We start from the raw sequence: 20,866 nt of genomic DNA, 5'->3' as shown, positions 1-20,866 counted from the left end.
AATGCTGAAACTGGCTCGGTTTAGGCCGTGGCAATTTATGAGATCCAGACTATGGATGGTGCTGTTAGTATGGATCACATGTCTGCTTTACGTTTTGTTTCAGGGCGGCAAAACCTCGATTATGCTTTTTGGTATGGTCACTTTACTCAGTATATATTTAGTAATTGGCAAGTTTAACGGGGTTGGCCGGACAAGGGGAGAACGAAAGTTAACTGCGGGAAATGAACATGCGGAGCTGCTTCATGCAGGCGATCAAGTTCAGGTACGACTGGATTTACAGATCCCAGGTATACTTCCATTGCCATATGTTGTAATTAGAGAAGTGTTAAAGCGGCATAATGGAGAATCTTGGTCATTTGAAGAAAGTCTGATTCCAAATATGCGAGGGAACGGTACGCTTGTTTTTCAGACCCCACCGCTCGAACGCGGGAAATATCACTTCACAGATACCGAATGCGTGAGTGAAGATATTTTCGGCCTGATTGAGCATAAAGGGAAATTTCAAGCCCAAGGTTCATTCAGGATACTGCCGAGAACGGTTTTTATCCCTTACTGGCAGCTGTATGATCGAAATTCCAAGTTATCTGGGCCGCAGACAGCAATGATGAAGTCTCGCCGAGAGACAACACAAATTAATGGCGTTCGTGATTATGTGTATGGTGATCGTTTATCACGGATTCACTGGAATGCTACAGCTAAAACAGGGCAATGGAAATCAAAGGAATTTGAACACGAGTCTGTGCCGAAAACGATGATTATTTTAGATTCTAGAGCACTCGGCTATAAAAACTCAGAGCAATATGAACTTGCCGTTTCTACGGCTGCCTCACTTCTCGAGTACGGAAGCCGAGAGCGGATGGGAATGGGACTGTGTACCCTTAGCGAGAAAGCAACTTGTTTTCAGCCGACCGATAGCTTGAATGATCGCTATAGAATGATGCATCATCTAGTTGATCTGGATTCGAGTGGAACCGGAAATTTGCTGCTTAGCGTGCAGGAGTCAATTCGTTTCTTTCCACAAGGTGCATTTTTTGTTCTGATTTCTGCTGAACGTAATTCAGAGGTCCTCGAAACATTGCGTTTTGCAGGTTCGAGGGGGATGACGGCTTGCCACATTCAAATCGTCAGTAAATCCGAACCAAAGTCAAACATCGAATGGATCTCAATGCTTCGTACTCGAGGAATGAAAGGGTACAGGGTGTCTGATTTGCAAGAGCTGCCCTCAGTTCTAGGAGGAGGGAATGCATGAGAATCTTTTCAAGCAGACAAAAACGTTCCTGGTATGACGCCTTCGCCTTATTATGGATTGTCATCATCGGGTTGCAATGGGTCTCTTATACAGAGCCTGTCTGGTTTCAGCAGACGACTGCACTTGTCGCCGTAACATTAATCAGTGTAGCGATCTGTGAGATGATGATCCCATTTCGTACAAGTATTCGAATGGTTCTTAAATTAATCCTTATCGGATTTATTTTATATTATGTATTGTCTTTTTACGGTATTTTTATACCGAATGGCACCTTGTCTGAGAACCTTACCGCCTTTATTTCTAGCCTGAATCCTTATGTTTGGTTTGCAATTTGTACATGGGTAATGATGGAATGTATAATTCGGCTGATAACGGATGCGAGAAAAGTGCTGATGTTTCTTGGTTTGAACATTGTTGCCCTAGGCATTCTGGATTCTTTCACGCCTGCTGTCCTGTGGAAACAAGTAGCTTGGACTACATTTGCAGGGATGGCTTGGCTTGTGTGTCTGCATCTTCGGACATTCCAAGTGAAATATCCTCTAGGCTGGAAGAGATTACGTCGTAATCCTTTTAAAATTGTTGCCAACGTTATTGTTATCTTCTCACTGATTATCGTTGCCGGTGTAAATATGCCGATTGTACCTCCTATTTTGACGGATCCTTACACAGCATGGGTTAAATATAAAGGAGATATTACACCAACGAATTTATCTTCCACTGGGGAGAATGGAAACTTTACGAATTCTGAATCTGGATATAGTAGAGAAGATAATCAGCTCGGCGGTGGCTTTAACTATGATTATTCTCCTGTTATGACGATAAATACGACAGATCGGAGTTACTGGCGTGGTGAGACACGGGATGAGTACTCAGGTACAGGTTGGCAGGAACCTTCTTCTTCGCGTCGATCCTTTGATGATGCAGATTTGAGAAGTGAACTTAATAATGACGGCGCTGCGACGAGGGGAAATACGAAGGAAGTAATCCAATCCGTCACTATGCTTAATGATAAGGTGTATCCTGTTCTTTTTGGGGCATATGCGATTAATGAAGTGGTCTCGGTTGATGGAGAGAGCGAAGCGAATACGCTATTATGGAAAAGTGAACAAGCTGAGCTTCACTGGGATGGGAGCCGGGACACGCCTTTTCCTAAAACCTATACAATCCAGTCTGAAGTGCCGCTAATTCCAGTGGATACGATCAAAGCGAAAACATACGAAGAACTGTACGGAACAGATGAGGTTAATTCTGATTACTTACAGATTCCTAATCGTTTTCCTGAACGAGTTACCGAGTTAGCAAAAGAAATTACAGCAACATCAGAATATCCGTATGAAAAAGTCAGTTTACTGCAAAACTATCTAACAACCAATTTCAGTTACACAAACAATCCTGATCTATCGTTAAAACAAAGCAAAGATTTTGTAGATGGCTTTCTGTTTGAAATAAAAGAAGGATACTGTGATTATTTCTCGACTTCACTAGTCATGATGGCACGCTCATTAGATATTCCAGCAAGATGGGTAAAAGGCTATGCTCCGGGTCAAGCTGACTTTGCTGAGGATGCTGCACTCTCACAGATAAACGGTGAGATGTCTTCCATGTCATACGTGGTAACAAACGCAGATGCTCACTCTTGGGCTGAAGTGTATTTTGGTGAGGAATACGGCTGGGTTCCGGTGGAAGCGACTCCAGGATTTAATATGCCGCTTCTTACCAGTACAGAAGACGCTGATCCAGAAGAAACACCTGAGGAAGAAGAAGACGTCCAACCAGAAGAAACACCTGAACCGGTTACACAAGAAAAGGATAGTGCTTTTACCGTGAGTCCGATTATTGGATGGACCGCTGTATCTGTATTAATCCTATGGGCAGGATATATGATATGGCGCAATCGATATGTACTGCATTTTTATGTTCTCAGACTAAGATTAGGTAAGCCGCTTACACCGGATCAAAAAGTCGTCGTAGAAACAGAGCGGTGGATTCGTATGGTTCGGCGTAAAGGTTTGCGCCGAGAGCAGCACGAAACGCTTCGAGAATCGGTTACAAGATGGGAACAAGAAGTTCCTGTCGTTGCAGCTGAGCTCTCTGAACTGCTAAGACAATTTGAAATGGCAAGGTATAGCCCGGATCATGTGCAGGAGAATGCTTGGCAAGAGGTACAAGGCATAGCTGGACAAATGAAGAAAAGGCTGAAATCGACACGGGTGTAAGCTTTCCCCGTGTCCGTTTTGCCTTTTTACTAACTGTACAGATTATGTTATAGTTTGTCGTATGAAATTGAGGTGAACATGTTGTTTAAAAGGCTAATACCAAAACTCCAGGTGGAAACCGTGTTTGATATTGATTTGGAAGCACTATATGAACGTGGATATCGCGGAATTATTACAGATCTTGACAACACACTTGTGGGAGCCAAGGCACCTGAAGCAACCCCGGAACTCATCGCTTGGTTTGAGAAGGTGAGGGATGCTGGGTTTAAACTGGTCATTGTTTCCAACAACAAGTTGACTCGGGTGTCTACATTTGCTACTCCCTTAAAGATTGAGTATGTACATGAGGCACGTAAACCCTCGAACACCCCGTTTCGCAAGGCGATGAAAATGATGGAACTAACAGAAGAGCAAACGATTGTAGTCGGAGATCAGATGCTTACGGATGTGTTTGGAGGAAACAGACTAGGACTATATACGGTTCTGGTGCTGCCTATTGCAATTGCAGACGAAGGAATTATGACGAAGTTTAACAGACGGATTGAACGTATTGCGTTATCCCGTCTACGCAGGAAAGGCCTATGGCTTGAGGAGGAAAAGAAAAAATGAATCATATGCATGACGGCACAAAAGGAAGATGTAGCGGATGCGGTATTCTACTGCAGACAGAACAACCTGAGCTGCCGGGATATACACCCACAAAAGCGCTGGATCGCGATCCTGTTATTTGCCAGCGTTGTTTTCGTATTAAAAATTATAGCGAGGCATCTTCCGTTACGGTGGATCAGGATGAATTCTTGGCTCTGCTCAGTAAAATCGGAGATAAAGATGCACTCGTTATTCATATTGTCGATTTATTCGATTTCGAAGGCAGTATGATTTCAGCACTGCAACGTTTTGTCGGAAACAATCCGGTATTGCTTGCGGTAAACAAAACGGACTTGCTTCCTAAAGTAACGAATTGGAATAAAGTTCGCAACTGGGTTCAGATGCAAGCAAAAGCACAAGGACTCAAAACCGTAGATATTGTTTTGTGCAGTGCCAAACAAAATCAAGGTTTCGATAAACTCCTTGAATCCGTTAACGAACATCGCGGAGATCGTGATGTTTATGTCGTTGGTGCGACGAATGTTGGGAAATCAACACTCATTAACCGATTAATTCGCGATTACAGCGATCTAGACCAGGAACTTACAACCTCTAGATATCCAGGTACAACGCTCGATATGGTCCATATTCCTCTTGATGATGGAGCATCCATCATTGACACGCCAGGTATCGTGTATCCATGGCGTTATAGCGAAGTTGTATCACGCAAAGACTTATCTGCGATTATGCCGGATAAGCCGCTTAAACCAGCTGTCTATCAGCTGAACAGTGGACAAACTCTGTTCTTTGGCGGACTGGCACGTTTTGATTTTATTGAAGGAGAGCGTCAGTCTTTCACTTGTTATATCAACAATGCAATTAAGATCCATCGGACCAAACTGGAGCGTGCAGATGACCTTTATAAAGATCATGCAGGCGAACTATTGTCCCCTCCATCTCGTGAGGATATGGAAGATATTCCAGCTTGGACACGTCATGATTTCCGTATTAAAAAAGGAAGTCGTAATGATGTCTTCATTTCCGGTCTTGGCTGGATCAAAGTGAACGGACAGGAAGGAGCTCTCGTTGCAGTACATGCACCGCGCGGAGTTCGTGTTATGGTTCGTCCTTCCTTAATTTGATTTGCTCTATCTGAACATGGGAGTTCATAGGGGGAGACAGGATGTCAAACAAAGTACAAGGACTTAAACCTAGTGGGTATACGCTTCTTGGGGTCATGGGTGACCCGATTGCACACAGTAAGTCTCCCGCTATGCATCAAGCAGCACTTTATGAAACAGGTTTGCATGGGGATTATGTCCCCTTGCATGTGAAACCGGAGGGCCTTGATGCAGCTGTTAAAGGAATAAAGTCTATGGGATTTCGCGGCGTAAACGTAACGATTCCTCATAAAGTAGAGATCATGTCTTATATGGATGAGCTGGATGACAGTGCGAAGCTTACAGGCGCGGTCAATACCGTGATTCATGAAGAGGGCAGGTTGATCGGATATAACACAGATGGAGCGGGTTATGTCAGATCACTCAAAGAAGAAGCCGTCTCTTCCCTGGAGGGGAAACATATTGTCGTGATGGGTGCTGGCGGTGCAGCCCGGGGAATTGTATATGCATTGCTTCTGGAAAGCCCGGCTTCGATCAGCATCCTTAATCGAACCATTGAACGTGCTGAGATGATGGCTGCGGATTTCAAAGCAATGGGTCATGTCCAAGGATTACCTATATCGGAGGCACATCAAGCACTTTTACATGCAGATATTGTAATTAATACGACTTCGGTAGGGATGCATCCTAATCTTCACGAAACTCCTATCGATCCAGAGTCTTTGCCTGAAGGGATTGTAGTAAGCGATCTTATATATAATCCGCTGGAGACAAAGCTGCTTTCCATAGCAAAAGAAAAGAAATGTATCATTCACGGTGGACTTGGTATGTTTGTGTACCAAGGGGCAATTGCTTTTGAACATTGGTTTGGTATTCCTGCACCTGTTCACGCCATGAGAAAAGCAGTACTAGAAAGTTTTTAATTAGGGTAGTCTGTATTCCTCATATTCTGTCATACGAATGGACAAACATAAGAGGAATGCAGATTCCAACAGAAAATGCATATTATAAGGGGTTAATACAATGTTAACGGGTAAACAAAAAAGATTTCTACGTTCACAGGCACATCATTTGGATCCTGTGTTCCAAATTGGTAAAGGCGGTACAAATGAACACCTGTTCCGTCATATTGAAGAAGCGATTGAAAAACGTGAACTAATGAAAATTTCCATCTTGAGCAACAACCTTGATGATAAAAAAGAAGTAGCAGCTGAACTAGCAGAGCGTACAGGCAGCGAACTTGTTCAAATTCTTGGAAACACAATTACTCTATATAAAGAGTCTCGCGATAACAAGCAGATTGAATTGCCACGAAAATAAACAAAGAATTGATTATGTGATGTAAAAGGAGTAGGCCGTATGAAGGTAGGTATCATGGGCGGTACGTTCGACCCTATTCATATGGGGCATTTGCTTGCAGCAGAGACGGTAAAGGATACTTATAAGCTTGATGAGGTGTGGTTCATGCCTTCTCATATTCCGCCGCATAAACAAGCAGCAGGAGCATCAGGCGAGCAAAGACTGGATATGACCAGACTTGCGACGGAAGGTTATCAAGATTATTCAACGCTTGATATTGAAGTCGTTCGCGGAGGTGTATCCTATACCATTGATACGATCCAGCTCATGCACAATGAATATCCGAATACTGATTTCTATTTTATCATCGGTGCGGATATGGTGAATTATTTGCCGAAGTGGGAGCGGATTGAAGAGCTTGTCCAGCTGATTACCTTTATCGGTGTAGGTCGACCTGGATTTGATCTGCATCTGGATGATCTTCCGGAATTTTTGCAAAGCCGTGTGCTTCTTGCAGAGATGCCGCTGGTTGAAATTTCTTCAACTGCGATCAGAAGACGCCTAGCAGGCGGTAAATCGGTGCGGTTCATGGTACCTGACTCGGTCCTTACGTATATTACAAGGAGCGGATTATATGAGTCTGAATCGAGATGAAATAATTAAAGCCGTCTCCGAGCAGATGCCTCCTCAGCGCTGGAAACATACAGAAGGTGTCATGCAAACAGCGGTAGTACTCGCTGAACGTTTCGGAGCAGATCCAGTTAAAGCAGATCTTGCTGCTATTTTGCATGATGTAGCGAAGTACTGGCCTGTCAAAGAGATGGAAAAGATCATTCGGGAGAATAACTTGAATCAAGATCTTCTTCTTCATGATAAACAGTTGTGGCATTCAGAAGTGGGTGCTTTTGTAGCGGAACATGACTATAAAGTGACAGATCCTGAAGTACTGAGTGCGATTAAATGGCATACTTCCGGACGTGTAGGAATGAGTCTTCTGGATAAAGTAGTGTGTCTTGCGGATTATATGGAGCCGGGACGAGATTTTCCTGGAGTGGACCGGATCCGGGAACTTGCAGAGCATAGCCTCGAAGAGGCTCTTTTGGCCGGATTCGATGGTACGATTACACATCTTGTTTCTCAGAGAAAAGTCATCTATCCTTTAACCATTTTTACTCGTAATGATTTAATCGAGCAAATAAAGCTAATGGGTAAAACCAATACATTCAAAATCGGAGGTTGATTCATGAGTATTTCATCCAAAGAATTACTTCAGATTGCAGTAGAAGCAGCAGATGATAAAAAAGCGATGAATATTGTAGCCCTTGATCTTCAAGGCGTTTCTCTTGTTGCTGATTATTTTGTTATTTGTCACGGGAATTCAGATACACAGGTACAAGCCATCGCTACAGAAATCCGTAAACGGGTGCAAGAATCCGGAGTTCAGATAAAAGGACTTGAAGGAATGAATTCTGCACGCTGGGTACTAATCGATCTTGGCGATGTGATAATACACGTGTTCCACCGCGATGAGCGGGAATATTATAATATTGAAAGACTTTGGTCAGATGCCAAAGTGGTGAATAAAGTATGAGTTTAATAGCAGGAACGGTAGTTACGCTCCCGGTATCCCGGGAAGTATCCCCGTATGGATATTTTTTATCAACAGGCAGTGAAGATGTATTGCTGCACTATTCAGAGCTGACGCGAGATATTAAAGTCGGAGAAGAAGTGGAAGTTTTTCTATTTTTCGATACCGATGATCGCCCAGCAGCAACAATGAAAAAACCTTACCTCACCTTGGGAGAAATGGCGAAGCTGGTCGTAGCTGACGTACATCCAAGATTAGGTTGTTTTCTAGAAATGGGACTTGGACGCCAGCTGTTGCTGCCGATTCGCGAGCTTCCTGAAATGAAGGAACTTCATCCGCAAGTCGGAGATGAGGTCTTTGTCATTATGGAGCATGACCGGCAAGGACGTCTGCGCGCAAAACTCGCAGGTGAAAGAGAACTTGATCCTTTCACGTTCCATGCACCGACGACCTGGATGAATGAATGGGTAGAAGCAACGGTGTATAAACCGCTACAGATGGGTACTTTTGTGCTCGTAGACGGCGGGGTATTAGGTTTTGGCGCGATTGGGATGATTCACTCTTCCGAGCGAACTCGCATGCTGAGACTTGGAGAGAAGGTAAGCGTTCGTGTAACCCTTGTTCGTGAGGATGGAAGAGTGAACCTTTCTATGACTCAACGTAAGGAAATCGGACGTAATGAGGACGCTGATCGTATCCTTGAATTTATTAAGGAACGGCCAAATGGGGCAATGCCTTATTCTGACCAGACACCGCCTGATATTATAAAAAGTAAATTCGGAATCAGTAAGTCTGCTTTCAAGCGTGCCATGGGCAAGCTTATGAAAGATGGCCTCGTGACTCAGGATGAAAACTGGACGTATCTTGTTAAAAAAGAAGAAGCGTCTGAAGAATAAGCAAGTAACCTTATGTTGTAACGGAGTGACGAGCCCTTTAAGGGCTCTTTGCTTTTCATCCACAGCTTAGAGGTAAAACTATTTTTGAAAATAAAAGAGCCAGCTGAGTGTGCGGAAGTGGATGGAATGGTTCTATCGAAGCGTAGCGTGCGCCTTTGGTTTCGGATTTACCCCTTGCATGGTTTTATACAATCGATAAATCCGAAACCAACAGCGCTCGTAAGAACCATCCATCCACTGGAGCCTGGAGCCTCTATCCAAGCTCCAGACACCAACGCTTTCTTATTTTCAATTTTATTTTTAACATCAAGGAGGTGTTCCCTATGTCTTATCGCAAATTTGCTTACGTATATGATGAACTGATGGAAGACATGCCTTACCCCGAATGGATTCGATTTGCTAGAATTGCTTGGGAGAAGCATGGAATACCTGCAAGTGTTGTGGAACTCGGCTGTGGCACCGGTTCTCTGACGATTCCTTTAGTTAAATCAGGATTTGAAGTAACGGGAATTGATCTTTCCGCTGATATGTTGTCCGTAGCACGGCAAAAGCTCGAAGAAACTCCGCAAGGTAATCGTTTCTTCCGTGAAGGAACGATCCGCTGGATTCACCAGGATATGCGAAACTGGGAATTGCCGGAACCCGTTGATACCGTGATTTCTTTTTGTGATAGTATTAATTATTTGCTAAAAGAAGAGGACATTATCCGCACGTTCCGTCAAACGTATCAAGGTCTCAAGTCAGGCGGTACGTTCCTGTTTGATGTACATCACCCAAACACGTTTATCCGTTATGAGGAAGAGCAGCCTTTTGTGTTAGATGAAAAATCGATTTCCTATATCTGGACATGTGATTTAGATCGTTCCAGTTATGAAATTGAGCATCATCTGAGTATTTTTACTCGAGCAGAGGGAAGCGGCCCCGATGTATATCACCGGTTTGAAGAAGTTCATAATCAGAGAGCCTATGATCCAGAATGGATGAAACGACAGCTGTTTGAAGCAGGTTTTCATGATGTGAATATCTATGCGGATTTTGAATGGGAACCAGCGAATGAGAATACATCTCGTTTATTTTTTGTAGCAGTTAAAAAGTAGATTTCAAAGCACCTTTTCTTGATTCCAAGAGAAAGGTGCTTTTTTTGACCACAATTCAATTATATAGAAACTATACATAGAACCAAGAAACCATTTGGGATATAATGGATAGAAAATGTAGGTAAAGGGCAGGTGTTCAGTAAATGAAGTTTAGTGAATATGCTTATGAACGGCCGGATGTGAGGCGATTTGAAGAAACGTTTAACGGGCTGCTTGCCACGTTCCGCGAAGCAAAAAATGCAGATGAACAGGATGTTGCCATGGCAGAGATTAACAAACTCCGCGGGGCTTTATCTACACAGGAAACATTGGTGTCGATTCGTCATTCCGTAGATACGAGCGATGAATTTTATAAGACAGAGCAGGATTTTTTTGATGAAACATCGCCAGTTTTTCAGAAGTACACAACCGAATTTTACGAGGCGCTTGTTAGTTCCCCTTTTAGAGCCGAACTGGAGAAAAAATACGGTAAACAGTTATTTCAGATCGCAGAGCTAACGATCAAAACATTCCGTCCGGACATTATCAGTGACTTGCAGCAAGAGAATAAACTGACTACGGAATACTCGAAGCTAATTGCTTCGGCTAAGATTTTTTTTGAAGGGGAAGAACGTACCTTATCGCAGCTTGCTCCTTTCATGCGGTCTACAGATCGAAACATGCGTAAACGTGCGGAAGAAGCACGAACTGCTTTTTTGAGTGGACATGAAGAGCAGCTCGACCGGATTTACGATGAACTGGTGAAGGTAAGAACCAAGATGGCGAAAAAACTTGGATTTCCGAGCTTTGTTGAAATGGGTTATGCCCGAATGAATCGAACGGACTATAACGCTGATATGGTGTCGAACTTCCGTAAACAAGTGCTAGAGGAGATTGTTCCGATCGCTACGAAACTGAAAGAACGTCAACGCCAGCGTGTCGGGGTTGATAAGCTTTACTATTATGATGAGAATATCGTATTCCCATCAGGGAATGCAGCGCCGAAGGGAGATCCGGAATGGATCGTACAGAATGGCAAAAAAATGTATGACGAACTTGCCCCGGAAATGAGCGAGTTTTTCAATTACATGCTGGATCACGAGCTGATGGATCTGGTCAGTAAGAAAGGGAAAGAAAGCGGCGGTTACTGTACATTTATTTATGATTACAAGTCTCCTTTTATTTTCTCCAACTTCAATGGGACTTCAGATGATATTGATGTTCTCACACACGAGGCAGGTCACGCATTCCAGGTATACCAGAGCCGGAATTTTGAAGTGCCTGAATATTTATTTCCTACATATGAAGCGGCTGAAATTCATTCCATGAGTATGGAGTTCTTTACTTGGCCGTGGATGAATCTATTCTTTGAAAATGAAGTGGAAAAGTATAAATTCGATCACTTGTCGAGTGCTCTTCTGTTTATTCCTTATGGTGTTTCAGTAGATGAGTTCCAGCATTATGTTTATAGTAATCCAGATGCAACTCCCACACAGCGTAAACAGGCTTGGCGTGAAATTGAGCGTAAATATCTGCCACATCGTAATTACGAGAGTAATCTCTACTTTGAGCAAGGCGGATTCTGGCAAAAACAGGCTCACATTTACAGATCCCCATTCTATTATATTGATTACACACTGGCCCAAATCTGTGCGTTCCAGTTCTGGAAGCAGTCCAGAGAGGATTATCAAACGGCTTGGATGAATTATTTGCACTTATGCAAATTAGGAGGAAGCTTATCCTTTACCAAACTGGTGGAAGAGGCAGGTCTTATTTCTCCGTTTAAAGACGGGTGTGTAACTTCTGTAATTACGAGTATTGAAGAGTATCTTAATTCCATAGATGACAAAGCTCTATAAAATGAGAGGAACCGCGAATTCCTTTTATAAGTGTTTATTTTCTGCTTATTAGCAAAAGGGATGACAGGGGTTTACAGCGTTATTTGACTTTATCTGTCACTGTCTTGTATAATGATTGCGATTAAACTTAACATGTTTTCGATGAAGAGGAATAGTAATAGAACCTATGCATAACAGAGAGCCAGCGGGTGGTGCAAGCTGGTTGCCATGGTTATATGAACTCGCCTTGGAGATATGAGGTCAGGCTATATTTATAGGGTAAGCCTCATCGGTTCACCACCGTTACAGGGTGCTTAAGGGAGTGGACAGCGAAGCACGTATGTCCGCTAACTAGGGTGGTACCACGGGAATCTAACCTCTCGTCCCTAGCGATGACACGCTATGGGATGCGGAGGTTTTTTTGTTGGTCCGTGATACGTTTTGACGTTACATAGACATGCGCAAGGCGTGATCCGGTTCTAACGTTTCATATGACGAGGAGGATGGACAGTGAGTCAGAAAGAGCAGCCGAAGCACGGCTATCAACCGCAATCCATTGAGCCGAAATGGCAACAATATTGGGATGCTAACAAAACATTTAAAACAGGGGAAGAGGCAGATAAACCAAAGTTTTATGCCCTTGATATGTTCCCGTATCCTTCAGGAGCCGGTCTTCATGTAGGACATCCAGAAGGATATACAGCGACGGATATCGTATCTCGCTACAAAAGAATGCGCGGGTATAACGTTCTTCATCCGATGGGTTGGGATGCTTTTGGACTTCCGGCGGAACAGCATGCGATTGATACAGGAGAACATCCGCGTGATATAACGGTGAAGAATGTAAATAACTTCCGCCGTCAGATTAAATCACTTGGATTTTCATATGACTGGGATCGTGAGGTCAGCACGACAGACCCTGACTACTATAAGTGGACACAGTGGATCTTTATCCAGCTGTACAAACGTGGTCTTGCTTATGTATCTGAAGTTCCGGTGAACTGGTGTGAAGAGCTCGGAACGGTTCTTGCCAACGAAGAAGTAATTGATGGAAAAAGTGAGCGTGGAGGCTTCCCTGTCGTACGTAAACCAATGCGTCAATGGGTACTGAAAATTACCGAATATGCAGACCGTCTACTTGATGATCTGGATGAACTGGACTGGGCAGAGAGCATTAAAGATATGCAGCGTAACTGGATCGGACGCTCCAAAGGTGCAGAAGTGACTTTTGAGCTGGAAGGACATGAAGAACAGCTTAAAGTATTTACGACACGCCCAGACACTCTGTTTGGTGCAACTTATGCAGTTCTTGCTCCTGAACATGAACTGGTGGAGAAGATCACGAAACCGGAGCAACAGGCAGCGGTGAAAGCATATCAAGATCAAGCAGCACGTAAGAGTGACCTTGAGCGTACGGATCTTGCGAAAGAAAAAACAGGTGTATTCACTGGTGCGTATGCGATTAATCCGATCAGCGGTGCAAAAGTGCCGGTATGGATTGCGGATTATGTTCTTGCTGGTTACGGAACAGGTGCGATTATGGCAGTGCCTGCTCATGATTCACGTGACTGGGAATTTGCAAAACAATTTGGTCTTGAGATCATTGAAGTGGTATCGGGTGGAGATGTGGAAAAAGAAGCCTATACTGGTGATGGCCCACACGTAAATTCCGGTATGCTGGATGGACTTGAGAATGAAGAAGCCATTGCTAAAGCAATTGCATGGCTTGAAGAGAATGGCAAAGGCGAAGGTAAAGTAACGTATAGACTTCGTGACTGGCTCTTTAGCCGTCAGCGTTATTGGGGTGAACCGATTCCAATTCTGCATTTGGAAGACGGTACGATGAAAACTGTACCTGAAAGTGAACTTCCGCTGGTGCTTCCAGAGATGGATGAGATCAAACCTTCCGGTACGGGGGAATCTCCGCTTGCTAATGCAACGGACTGGGTGAACACAATTGATCCAGAAACAGGAATGAAGGCGCGCCGTGAGACGAATACCATGCCACAATGGGCTGGAAGTTGCTGGTACTACCTGCGCTTTATTGATCCGCACAATGATAAGGAACTTGTATCCAAAGAAAAACAACGTGAATGGCTGCCCGTTGACCTGTATATTGGCGGGGCAGAACATGCGGTACTTCACTTGCTCTATGCACGTTTCTGGCATAAAGTTCTGTATGATCTAGGCATTGTTGATACCAAAGAACCATTCCATAAACTCGTAAACCAAGGAATGATTCTTGGAACCAATAATGAAAAAATGAGTAAGTCCCGCGGCAACGTAATTAATCCAGATGAGATTGTGGAGAAATACGGTGCAGATACATTGCGGATTTACGAAATGTTCATGGGGCCGCTTGAGGCAACAAAACCATGGAACGAGAATGGCGTAGAAGGTGCTTATCGTTTCCTTGCACGGGTGTGGCGTTTGTTCATTAATGAAGATGGTACACTTAATGAGAAAATTGGCGATGGCGGAGATGACGAATTCAAACGCACATGGCACAAAACAATTAAGAAAGTTACGGATGATCTCGAGCATTTGCGCTTTAACACAGCGATCAGTCAGCTGATGATCTTCATCAATGATGCTTACAAAGCAGACCGTCTGCCGCGCGAAGCAATGGAGAACTTTGTACAACTACTTGCTCCTCTTGCTCCGCATATCGCAGAAGAGTTGTGGTCTCGTCTTGGTCACGAAGAGAGCATCAGCTATGTGTCCTGGCCGCAATATGATGAGACACTAACCGTTGATGCAGAAGTAGAAATCGTAATTCAAATTAACGGTAAAATCGTACAGCGTGCAAGTGTTGCAGCTGATCTTGATGCCAAAGGTCTTGAAGCATTCAGCTTAGAGATTCCTGCGATCAAGGAAGCACTAGAAGGCAAAACCATCCGTAAGGTGATTGCAGTACCAGGCAAACTGGTTAATATTGTTGCCGGTTAATCTCACCTGCACCAAATTCAGCATCTAGCGCTTCCAGGTCTTTTTCGTACTTCGCGTGCGTGACCTGGATGAGCTGATCAAATACACCCGCGAGGCTTGAATCAAGCAGGTTCAAGGCTTTGGCGGTTATACCGCCGGGTACGGCAACACGTTCTTGGAGCTGTGACGGAGTCACAGCTCCTTCTGCTAGTAATTTACCTGTACCAAGCAGCATTTGACTCGCAAGACGAGTAGCTTCATCTGAAGTGATTCCCGTCTTGCGTACTGCTGCGTCAATCCATTGTTCCAGAAAAAAGGCAACAAAGGCAGGTCCGCAGCTGCTAAAATCAGAACTAATTCGGGTATAGGCTTCTTCCACGCGAATCGGTCTGCTGATGTAGCTGAATAGCATTTCAACCCGTTTTTTGTCTTCATCATTCATTCGATTTCCATGAATACATAAGGAAGCACCGCTGCCAGTTAAGTGAGTAATACTCGGAATGATTTTAGTGATTTTACATGGCAATACGGATTCCAAGTGTCTAATTTGAACAGGACTCGTAATCGAGATAACGATCTGATCAGGAGTAACGACGGGTTTAATGTATTCGATGACTTCTTTAAATTCATGCGGTTTGATACAAAGAAATACAATATTACTTCTTTTGACGGTTTCACGATTTGTTTCTGCTGGATAAAGACCTGGATGCAGAGAAGCTAGGCTTACGACTTTTCCACGGGTTCGATTACTTGCAGTAATTTGATACGCGTCAAGTGCTCCGGAAGCAAGGAAGGCGTTAATGAGCAAACTTCCCATGCTGCCGGTTCCTATAAATCCGACCTTCAACATCTTGAGGTTCCCCCTTTCTTGCTTTACGGTACTGGCGCGGGTACGTTCTTCTTAATGTATGCATCAAGACTTGGACGACATGACGATAAGTTTTACGTGAGTATGAGATAATCGTTTGGGAGGTTTTGAATACGGTGAAGAAAGCGACAGTGCTGTTAACGATTGGGGCTTTTCTTGGGAGTGGTTTGATCTTGTTCGGAGGAAAGAGTGATCCAGCTCCTGCAGAGTGGACTGCTATTAATGATAGGGCTGCTATCTCTGTGAGTGAACCGGCAGTAGAGGAGAAGCAAGAGGAGAGCCCAGCGGATTCGGGCAAGGATACTTTACCGGAAATACTGCCGGCAGTTCCTTTAGAAGACAAAGAGAAGGCTCTACCTACTGAAGTCGCTACGAAACCGGCAACAGAGGAAGCAGTAATGCCTGCGGAAACGGCTTCTATAGATGAGCAAGCTACTCAGAGCACTCCATCTGCCGCAAATTCAGATGGCAAAATAGCCGTAAATACAGCTACACGTGCAGAACTGATGGATCTACCTGGTATTGGAGAGAAGAAAGCACAAGCCATTATCGATTATCGTACAGAACACGGCGCCTTTACCAAACCGAGTGATCTGACAAAGGTTAAGGGAATAGGGATGAAGATGCTCGAGAAAATGTCACCCTATGTTGTGATAAATTAGACTATTGTTTTAGTGAGACTTTCTGATTGTTACCATTGCAATCATTTAAACTTATACGTAAGGAGAAGTGGAGAAGAATGAATACGGGGGTAAGAAAAGACTGGGATACGTACTTCATGGATATTGCTTATATGGTATCTACTCGTTCCCGGTGTTCGCGCAGACATGTAGGTGCCGTTCTCGTTCAGGGTAAGAAGTTGCTTGGAACCGCATATAATGGAGCGCCTATGGGCGTGCCAGACTGTCTAGAAGCAGGATGTATGATTTCGGAAGAGTACGAATTAATCGTTAAAGATGGCAAGGAAGAAATGATCAAGAAACAGCGCTGTGTGCGGACGATTCATGCAGAGCAAAATTTGCTGCTATTTACAGATCGTGCGGATCGGGAAGGTTCGAGTGTTTATGTAACAGATGAACCTTGCTGGACTTGTGCCAATATGCTCGCGAACAGCGGAATCGTGGAGATTATATACCACCGACCATATCCGAAAGATACATCTAAAGTGCGTCAAATGATGGAGCAAAAAGGAATTACCTTCCGTTCACTTGACACGTATGAAGCTCCAAAAGAGACAATGATGAGCGTGCTTGATTAGAGATGTACGATTAACAATAGAATATGAGGATTGAAAATAATAAGGAAGAACCTTATGAAGAACAGTGTCAAAGCTGGCTCTTTATAGGGTTCTTTTTTCTTTTGTGGGGAGGAAAAGGACATTGAAAGGGAGGCCCCTTGTCTTATTTTGTGTGTGCTGGATTATAGGGAGTTCTACAGCTTATCTTTATAATGGATGGTCTCTACTATTGATACTCCTTGGAGTCTTATTGCTGCTTGGTATGTTCCTCTACCTGCAACGAATACAAGGAGTATATTCACTAGTATTACTGATGGCTGTTCTTGTGTCTTCTTGTTATATGGAGTGGACAGAAATACGTAACGTGAGCAAACTGCCGATGACGCTTAACGTGGTACCTGCTGAAATAGTGGAGATGTCCGTTGAGGTGGAGGGGACGATTGCCTCTAAGGTCAAAGTGGACGGAGACCGGGCACAATTCGTACTTTCACTTCAGGGAGTTCGCTCGCTAGGCTTAGGTGATGAGGAAGAGGAAGTGGAAGATGAATTCTCCAAAATTAATGAGAAGGTGCAAGTTCAGATTAAGCTGCTGGAAGAAGCAGAACAAGAGACAGCAGAAGGATGGAAACGAGGGGATCAGATTCAATTTACAGGTACCTTAGAAATCCCCGGAACGGCGAGGAATTTTGGTAGTTTTGATTATGGACAGTATTTACAGCGTCTTCATATTCACTGGCTTCTTAAAGGAAAAGGTACCGAAAGGATTGCCCATCAGCCCCTTGAAACATGGTTTAGTAAGTATATCGTGCTCCGACTTAGTGACTCAGCGCGAAAAGAACTAGGAAACCAAATGGAATCTATGTTTGAAGAACCTCATGCTGGATATATGAAAGGTCTTGTTATCGGTATTGGTGATGAGATTGATGCGGATACGTACGGGGATTTTTCTAAACTCGGGCTTACCCATATTCTCGCTATATCTGGAATGCATGTAGCCATTTATGTTTCGGGACTGCTGTTATTATTATCTGTTCTTCGGCTCAGTAAGGAGACGGCACTTGTTGTGACTTTTCTGCTGATTCCATTCTATGTGTTATTGTCGGGTTCATCTCCCTCTGTAGTGAGAGCAGGTATAATGTCGATGATGGGGCTCTATATGACGAGGCAGGGTCTGATGAAAGATGGGCTCAATATTCTTTGCTTTACTGCTCTTCTCATGTTGTGGGTGGATCCGTATATGTTGGTAAACGTCAGTTTTCAGCTCTCTTTTTTGGTGACAGCGGGTCTTATGATGTATGTTCCGTTACTTCAGCCTCACTTTCATTCATGGCCCAAGTGGCTGTCGGGAACGGCGGTCATTACCATTGCGGCTCAGTTGTTATCTTTTCCGATGACGGTATTTTATTTTAATCAGTTCTCACTTTTATCATTTGGTGCCAATTTCCTGCTTGTCAGTTTTATTAGTTTTCTTATTCTCCCGCTCGGTGCACTTGTGCTGTTGCTTGTTTACATTTGGGAGCCTGCAGTGAAACCATTCGTATGGGTCATCTCCTCCCTGAATCAACTGACTTTTGATTTTGTAACCTGGCTAAATACTTTTGATCAGTTTGTACTGATTTGGGCTAAACCTCATTATATCATCGTTCTTATTTATTATTTATTGCTATATTACCTATTTCAATTGCTCAAGGAATGGAAAATAAGCAAACAGCCGATCCCTTTGAGTTCAGAGGATACGGTTCCGCTTATGCCATTATTGCAATCGGTACAGCCGGATGTAAAGAGGACAAGTCACACTTTTTCTTTTGCCAATGGATTTGTTCCTATGCTGAATAACGAGAAAAAACAAAGATTACTTAGCGGTGGTACCCGTCTGCATCAGGTATTTCAAGCCGTACAAATTTCATCCGCTTGGCCGGAGCTGGAAAGTTTATTTTCGGTCCAAGGCGCAGGATATTTTGCACGAGAACCTTTTACTTTTTTAAAGAGAATCACGGTGTTTATCTTGTCTATTGTATTGTTAGCAGGTCTATTGATCAGTTATCAAGGACCCTATCGCAAGGGGGAAGGAACAGTCGCATTTATTGACGTAGGTCAAGGGGATAGTATGTTAATTACTACTCCAACAGGCAAGCATATTCTTGTAGATGGTGGCGGCACGATTCAATTTGGACAACAGGCCAGCTGGAAACAGCGAAGAGATCCATATGAAGTCGGGAAGTCACTACTTGTTCCACTGCTTAAAAAGCGGGGAGTTCATAAACTCGATGCGGTTATTCTAAGTCATGCGGATCAGGATCATGCGGGAGGACTGCAAGCCGTATTTGAAAATATACCTGTGTCCAAGTTCATAAGTAATGGAACGATAACGGAGAAACCTTTTTATCAAGAACTTATACATACGGTATTGGAACAAAAAGTGACGATGTATGAAGTTTATGATGGAATGGAGTATCGCCCTGATGCGGAGACGAGCCTATCCTTTATCGCTCCTGAGGAGAATGTCCTTCGTACATCGTCATCAGCTGACAGTATGGAGGAAGTATCCCCACTTCCTGTTCTCGAAGAGCAGAATCATGCTTCCGTTGTATTTTTGATGGAGATGGAGGAGGTATCCTTTTTGTTTACTGGGGATATAGACAGTGCTGCAGAGTTCGATATTTTGGACCGTATAAAAAACTCATCTGACGAAAGTCGCTCTAACAGCAATAGCAGTAATAACATCATTAATAGCAACAAAAACAAAATGCTTCCGATCGATGTACTAAAAGTTGCTCATCATGGGAGTAAATCTTCAACGACAGAAGATTGGTTGAATTACTTTCAGCCGCGTCTTTCCGTTATTTCGGCAGGAGTTAATAATACGTATGGTCATCCACATCCGTCTGTCACAGAGAGGCTACAGGACTATGGGAGTGAAATTTTCAGGACGGATACGATGGGAGAGATTCAAATCAGGGTTCGGGATGGGAAGATCCAGACGAGGAGTATTTTAGGTATTGAGAAATAGGGTGAAGACAAGAAAGGATCAGCGACCGGAATTTTTGGCTGTGCTGTGGGACAAAGAGCCTTAGACGTGGATCATCAGAGGTGCGGTGCGGTGAATGCAGGTGAGTAAAAGATCCCTTTCGGGATCTTTATCTTATTGTTTAAGCAGAATATTCAGTTCCAATATTTTCTCTTGATTTGGAGCTTTTTGTATACTCATAATCGTTTCTTTAACTTTTTCTGTGTTTTTTAAAGTTTGTTCATTCTCAATTTTCTCTTGTAGGATATTTGCTAAGTTGAAGCTTATTTTCATATCAGAGTAATACGATAAAGTATCAATTATCGAAGCAGAACTTAAAAGAGAAGTATTTGGAATTTTACCCTCATAAAGTTTAGAAGCAAAGAAAGTAAGCTCGCTAGTTAACCTTTGATTGAGATTAATCTGATATAACTCTTGTTCATTATTATGGGACTGATAGAGAAAAATATTTAAGAATAATGATCCAATAAGTAATAACAATAAAGCGGGAATGTAAAGTGTTTTTTTCATTTTGATCCTTCTTTTACTACATGATTTGGTTATAAGACTTTATCCATATTCAGGAGCTCAGATTGTATAATCATATCATTCTTTATTCTGTAATACAATAACTTTACATCCTTCATGTTGAAGGGAAAAGTCTATTAAATAGTAACTGGATCGTTAAAAATACAAGTGAACCGACAGTGATGTAAATAGTTTGAGCAGTGAAAGTATAGAAATTAAGAATAAATGCCGAAAGGATAACCCCGCCGGCCAAGCCTAAAAAACAATATGCGAGAATAATAAGTAGGCTAAAATACTTACTAGTTCTTCCGTACATCAGTAATCCATCGACCAATATAGAGAATGGCATAATTAAGAAAAGGAAAATAGCAAGGTTAATGAGTAGTGTTATCGTAAAGGTGTAACCAGAAGGATAATAGTGAACATC

At 43.2% G+C, this 20,866-nt stretch carries 17 protein-coding genes, 1 pseudogene and 1 other annotated feature; of the genes and pseudogenes, 16 read left to right on the top strand and 2 right to left on the bottom strand.

Annotated elements, in window-relative coordinates:
- Position 1 precedes the first annotated feature (1 nt).
- The 13 genes from ACWPWY_RS13670 (at position 2) to leuS (ending at position 14,820) form a co-directional block, all read left to right on the top strand.
- Positions 2 to 1,249 (top strand): DUF58 domain-containing protein, encoded by a 1,248-nt coding sequence (locus tag ACWPWY_RS13670; RefSeq protein WP_454192180.1) that lies wholly within the window; start codon positions 2 to 4, stop codon positions 1,247 to 1,249.
- The gene (locus ACWPWY_RS13665; RefSeq protein WP_454192179.1) at positions 1,246 to 3,465 is read left to right on the top strand and encodes a DUF4129 domain-containing transglutaminase family protein; all 2,220 of its coding nucleotides are present in this window, start codon (positions 1,246 to 1,248) and stop codon (positions 3,463 to 3,465) included. The genes ACWPWY_RS13670 and ACWPWY_RS13665 overlap by 4 nt, the downstream gene beginning before the upstream one ends.
- Before the next feature lie 81 nt (positions 3,466 to 3,546).
- Positions 3,547 to 4,074 carry a YqeG family HAD IIIA-type phosphatase gene (locus ACWPWY_RS13660; protein ID WP_191799429.1) on the top strand — a complete coding sequence of 176 codons (528 nt, stop codon included), beginning with the start codon at positions 3,547 to 3,549 and terminating at the stop codon, positions 4,072 to 4,074.
- Positions 4,071 to 5,195 (top strand): ribosome biogenesis GTPase YqeH, encoded by a 1,125-nt coding sequence (gene yqeH, locus ACWPWY_RS13655; protein WP_454192178.1) that lies wholly within the window; start codon positions 4,071 to 4,073, stop codon positions 5,193 to 5,195. Before ACWPWY_RS13660 ends, yqeH begins: the two co-directional genes overlap by 4 nt.
- A gap of 41 nt (positions 5,196 to 5,236) precedes the next feature.
- Entirely contained in the window at positions 5,237 to 6,097 is an 861-nt protein-coding gene (gene aroE, locus ACWPWY_RS13650; protein WP_454192177.1) for a shikimate dehydrogenase, read from the top strand.
- A 100-nt stretch (positions 6,098 to 6,197) separates the two neighbouring features.
- Entirely contained in the window at positions 6,198 to 6,494 is a 297-nt protein-coding gene (yhbY, locus tag ACWPWY_RS13645; protein WP_191798789.1) for a ribosome assembly RNA-binding protein YhbY, read from the top strand.
- A 39-nt stretch (positions 6,495 to 6,533) separates the two neighbouring features.
- Complete coding sequence (locus tag ACWPWY_RS13640; protein ID WP_454192176.1) at positions 6,534 to 7,127, top strand: nicotinate-nucleotide adenylyltransferase; 594 nt, start codon at positions 6,534 to 6,536, stop codon at positions 7,125 to 7,127.
- Complete coding sequence (yqeK, locus tag ACWPWY_RS13635) at positions 7,108 to 7,713, top strand: bis(5'-nucleosyl)-tetraphosphatase (symmetrical) YqeK (RefSeq protein ID WP_454192175.1); 606 nt, start codon at positions 7,108 to 7,110, stop codon at positions 7,711 to 7,713. Before ACWPWY_RS13640 ends, yqeK begins: the two co-directional genes overlap by 20 nt.
- A 3-nt stretch (positions 7,714 to 7,716) precedes the next feature.
- Positions 7,717 to 8,064 carry a ribosome silencing factor gene (rsfS, locus tag ACWPWY_RS13630; protein ID WP_454192174.1) on the top strand — a complete coding sequence of 116 codons (348 nt, stop codon included), beginning with the start codon at positions 7,717 to 7,719 and terminating at the stop codon, positions 8,062 to 8,064.
- Positions 8,061 to 8,957: a CvfB family protein gene (locus tag ACWPWY_RS13625; RefSeq protein WP_454192173.1), complete on the top strand. Its 897-nt coding sequence runs from the start codon at positions 8,061 to 8,063 to the stop codon at positions 8,955 to 8,957. Before rsfS ends, ACWPWY_RS13625 begins: the two co-directional genes overlap by 4 nt.
- Positions 8,958 to 9,280: 323 nt before the next feature.
- Positions 9,281 to 10,054 (top strand): class I SAM-dependent DNA methyltransferase, encoded by a 774-nt coding sequence (locus tag ACWPWY_RS13620; protein ID WP_454192172.1) that lies wholly within the window; start codon positions 9,281 to 9,283, stop codon positions 10,052 to 10,054.
- A 143-nt stretch (positions 10,055 to 10,197) separates the two neighbouring features.
- Positions 10,198 to 11,892, top strand: coding sequence for a M3 family oligoendopeptidase (locus tag ACWPWY_RS13615; RefSeq protein ID WP_454192171.1), 1,695 nt, complete (start codon positions 10,198 to 10,200; stop codon positions 11,890 to 11,892).
- 132 nt (positions 11,893 to 12,024) lie between these two features.
- Positions 12,025 to 12,262 (top strand) — a binding site (T-box leader).
- A gap of 119 nt (positions 12,263 to 12,381) precedes the next feature.
- Complete coding sequence (gene leuS, locus ACWPWY_RS13610) at positions 12,382 to 14,820, top strand: leucine--tRNA ligase (protein ID WP_454192170.1); 2,439 nt, start codon at positions 12,382 to 12,384, stop codon at positions 14,818 to 14,820.
- Here leuS and comER read toward each other — a convergent pair.
- Positions 14,801 to 15,664, bottom strand: a pseudogene (gene comER, locus ACWPWY_RS13605) (late competence protein ComER); the annotation flags it as partial. The gene leuS and the pseudogene comER overlap by 20 nt on opposite strands.
- A gap of 119 nt (positions 15,665 to 15,783) precedes the next feature.
- On the opposite strand from comER, the gene ACWPWY_RS13600 reads away from it, so the two are divergent.
- The 3 genes from ACWPWY_RS13600 (at position 15,784) to ACWPWY_RS13590 (ending at position 19,914) form a co-directional block, all read left to right on the top strand.
- Positions 15,784 to 16,329 carry a ComEA family DNA-binding protein gene (locus ACWPWY_RS13600; RefSeq protein WP_454192169.1) on the top strand — a complete coding sequence of 182 codons (546 nt, stop codon included), beginning with the start codon at positions 15,784 to 15,786 and terminating at the stop codon, positions 16,327 to 16,329.
- A 77-nt stretch (positions 16,330 to 16,406) separates the two neighbouring features.
- Positions 16,407 to 16,925, top strand: coding sequence for a deoxycytidylate deaminase (locus ACWPWY_RS13595; RefSeq protein ID WP_454192168.1), 519 nt, complete (start codon positions 16,407 to 16,409; stop codon positions 16,923 to 16,925).
- 121 nt (positions 16,926 to 17,046) lie between these two features.
- Positions 17,047 to 19,914: a ComEC/Rec2 family competence protein gene (locus ACWPWY_RS13590; protein ID WP_454192167.1), complete on the top strand. Its 2,868-nt coding sequence runs from the start codon at positions 17,047 to 17,049 to the stop codon at positions 19,912 to 19,914.
- Between the two features lie 132 nt (positions 19,915 to 20,046).
- On the opposite strand, the gene ACWPWY_RS13585 is transcribed toward ACWPWY_RS13590, so the two are convergent.
- Complete coding sequence (locus ACWPWY_RS13585; RefSeq protein WP_454192166.1) at positions 20,047 to 20,442, bottom strand: hypothetical protein; 396 nt, start codon at positions 20,440 to 20,442, stop codon at positions 20,047 to 20,049.
- Positions 20,443 to 20,866 lie beyond the last annotated feature (424 nt).

It is taken from the genome of Paenibacillus sp. Marseille-Q7038 (genome assembly GCF_965111595.1).
Note: the sequence above shows the minus strand (reverse complement) of the source record. Positions and strands in the feature narration are given on the sequence as shown.

Bases quoted from the DNA above. Each gene is read 5' to 3' on its own strand.
- ACWPWY_RS13670 (WP_454192180.1), top strand. From the start codon at position 2: ATGCTGAAACTGGCTCGGTTTAGGCCGTGGCAATTTATGAGATCCAGA.
- ACWPWY_RS13665 (WP_454192179.1), top strand. From the start codon at position 1,246: ATGAGAATCTTTTCAAGCAGACAAAAACGTTCCTGGTATGACGCCTTC.
- yqeH (WP_454192178.1), top strand. From the start codon at position 4,071: ATGAATCATATGCATGACGGCACAAAAGGAAGATGTAGCGGATGCGGT.
- aroE (WP_454192177.1), top strand. From the start codon at position 5,237: ATGTCAAACAAAGTACAAGGACTTAAACCTAGTGGGTATACGCTTCTT.
- yhbY (WP_191798789.1), top strand. From the start codon at position 6,198: ATGTTAACGGGTAAACAAAAAAGATTTCTACGTTCACAGGCACATCAT.
- ACWPWY_RS13640 (WP_454192176.1), top strand. From the start codon at position 6,534: ATGAAGGTAGGTATCATGGGCGGTACGTTCGACCCTATTCATATGGGG.
- yqeK (WP_454192175.1), top strand. From the start codon at position 7,108: ATGAGTCTGAATCGAGATGAAATAATTAAAGCCGTCTCCGAGCAGATG.
- rsfS (WP_454192174.1), top strand. From the start codon at position 7,717: ATGAGTATTTCATCCAAAGAATTACTTCAGATTGCAGTAGAAGCAGCA.
- ACWPWY_RS13625 (WP_454192173.1), top strand. From the start codon at position 8,061: ATGAGTTTAATAGCAGGAACGGTAGTTACGCTCCCGGTATCCCGGGAA.
- ACWPWY_RS13620 (WP_454192172.1), top strand. From the start codon at position 9,281: ATGTCTTATCGCAAATTTGCTTACGTATATGATGAACTGATGGAAGAC.
- ACWPWY_RS13615 (WP_454192171.1), top strand. From the start codon at position 10,198: ATGAAGTTTAGTGAATATGCTTATGAACGGCCGGATGTGAGGCGATTT.
- ACWPWY_RS13595 (WP_454192168.1), top strand. From the start codon at position 16,407: ATGAATACGGGGGTAAGAAAAGACTGGGATACGTACTTCATGGATATT.
- ACWPWY_RS13585 (WP_454192166.1), bottom strand. From the start codon at position 20,442: ATGAAAAAAACACTTTACATTCCCGCTTTATTGTTATTACTTATTGGA.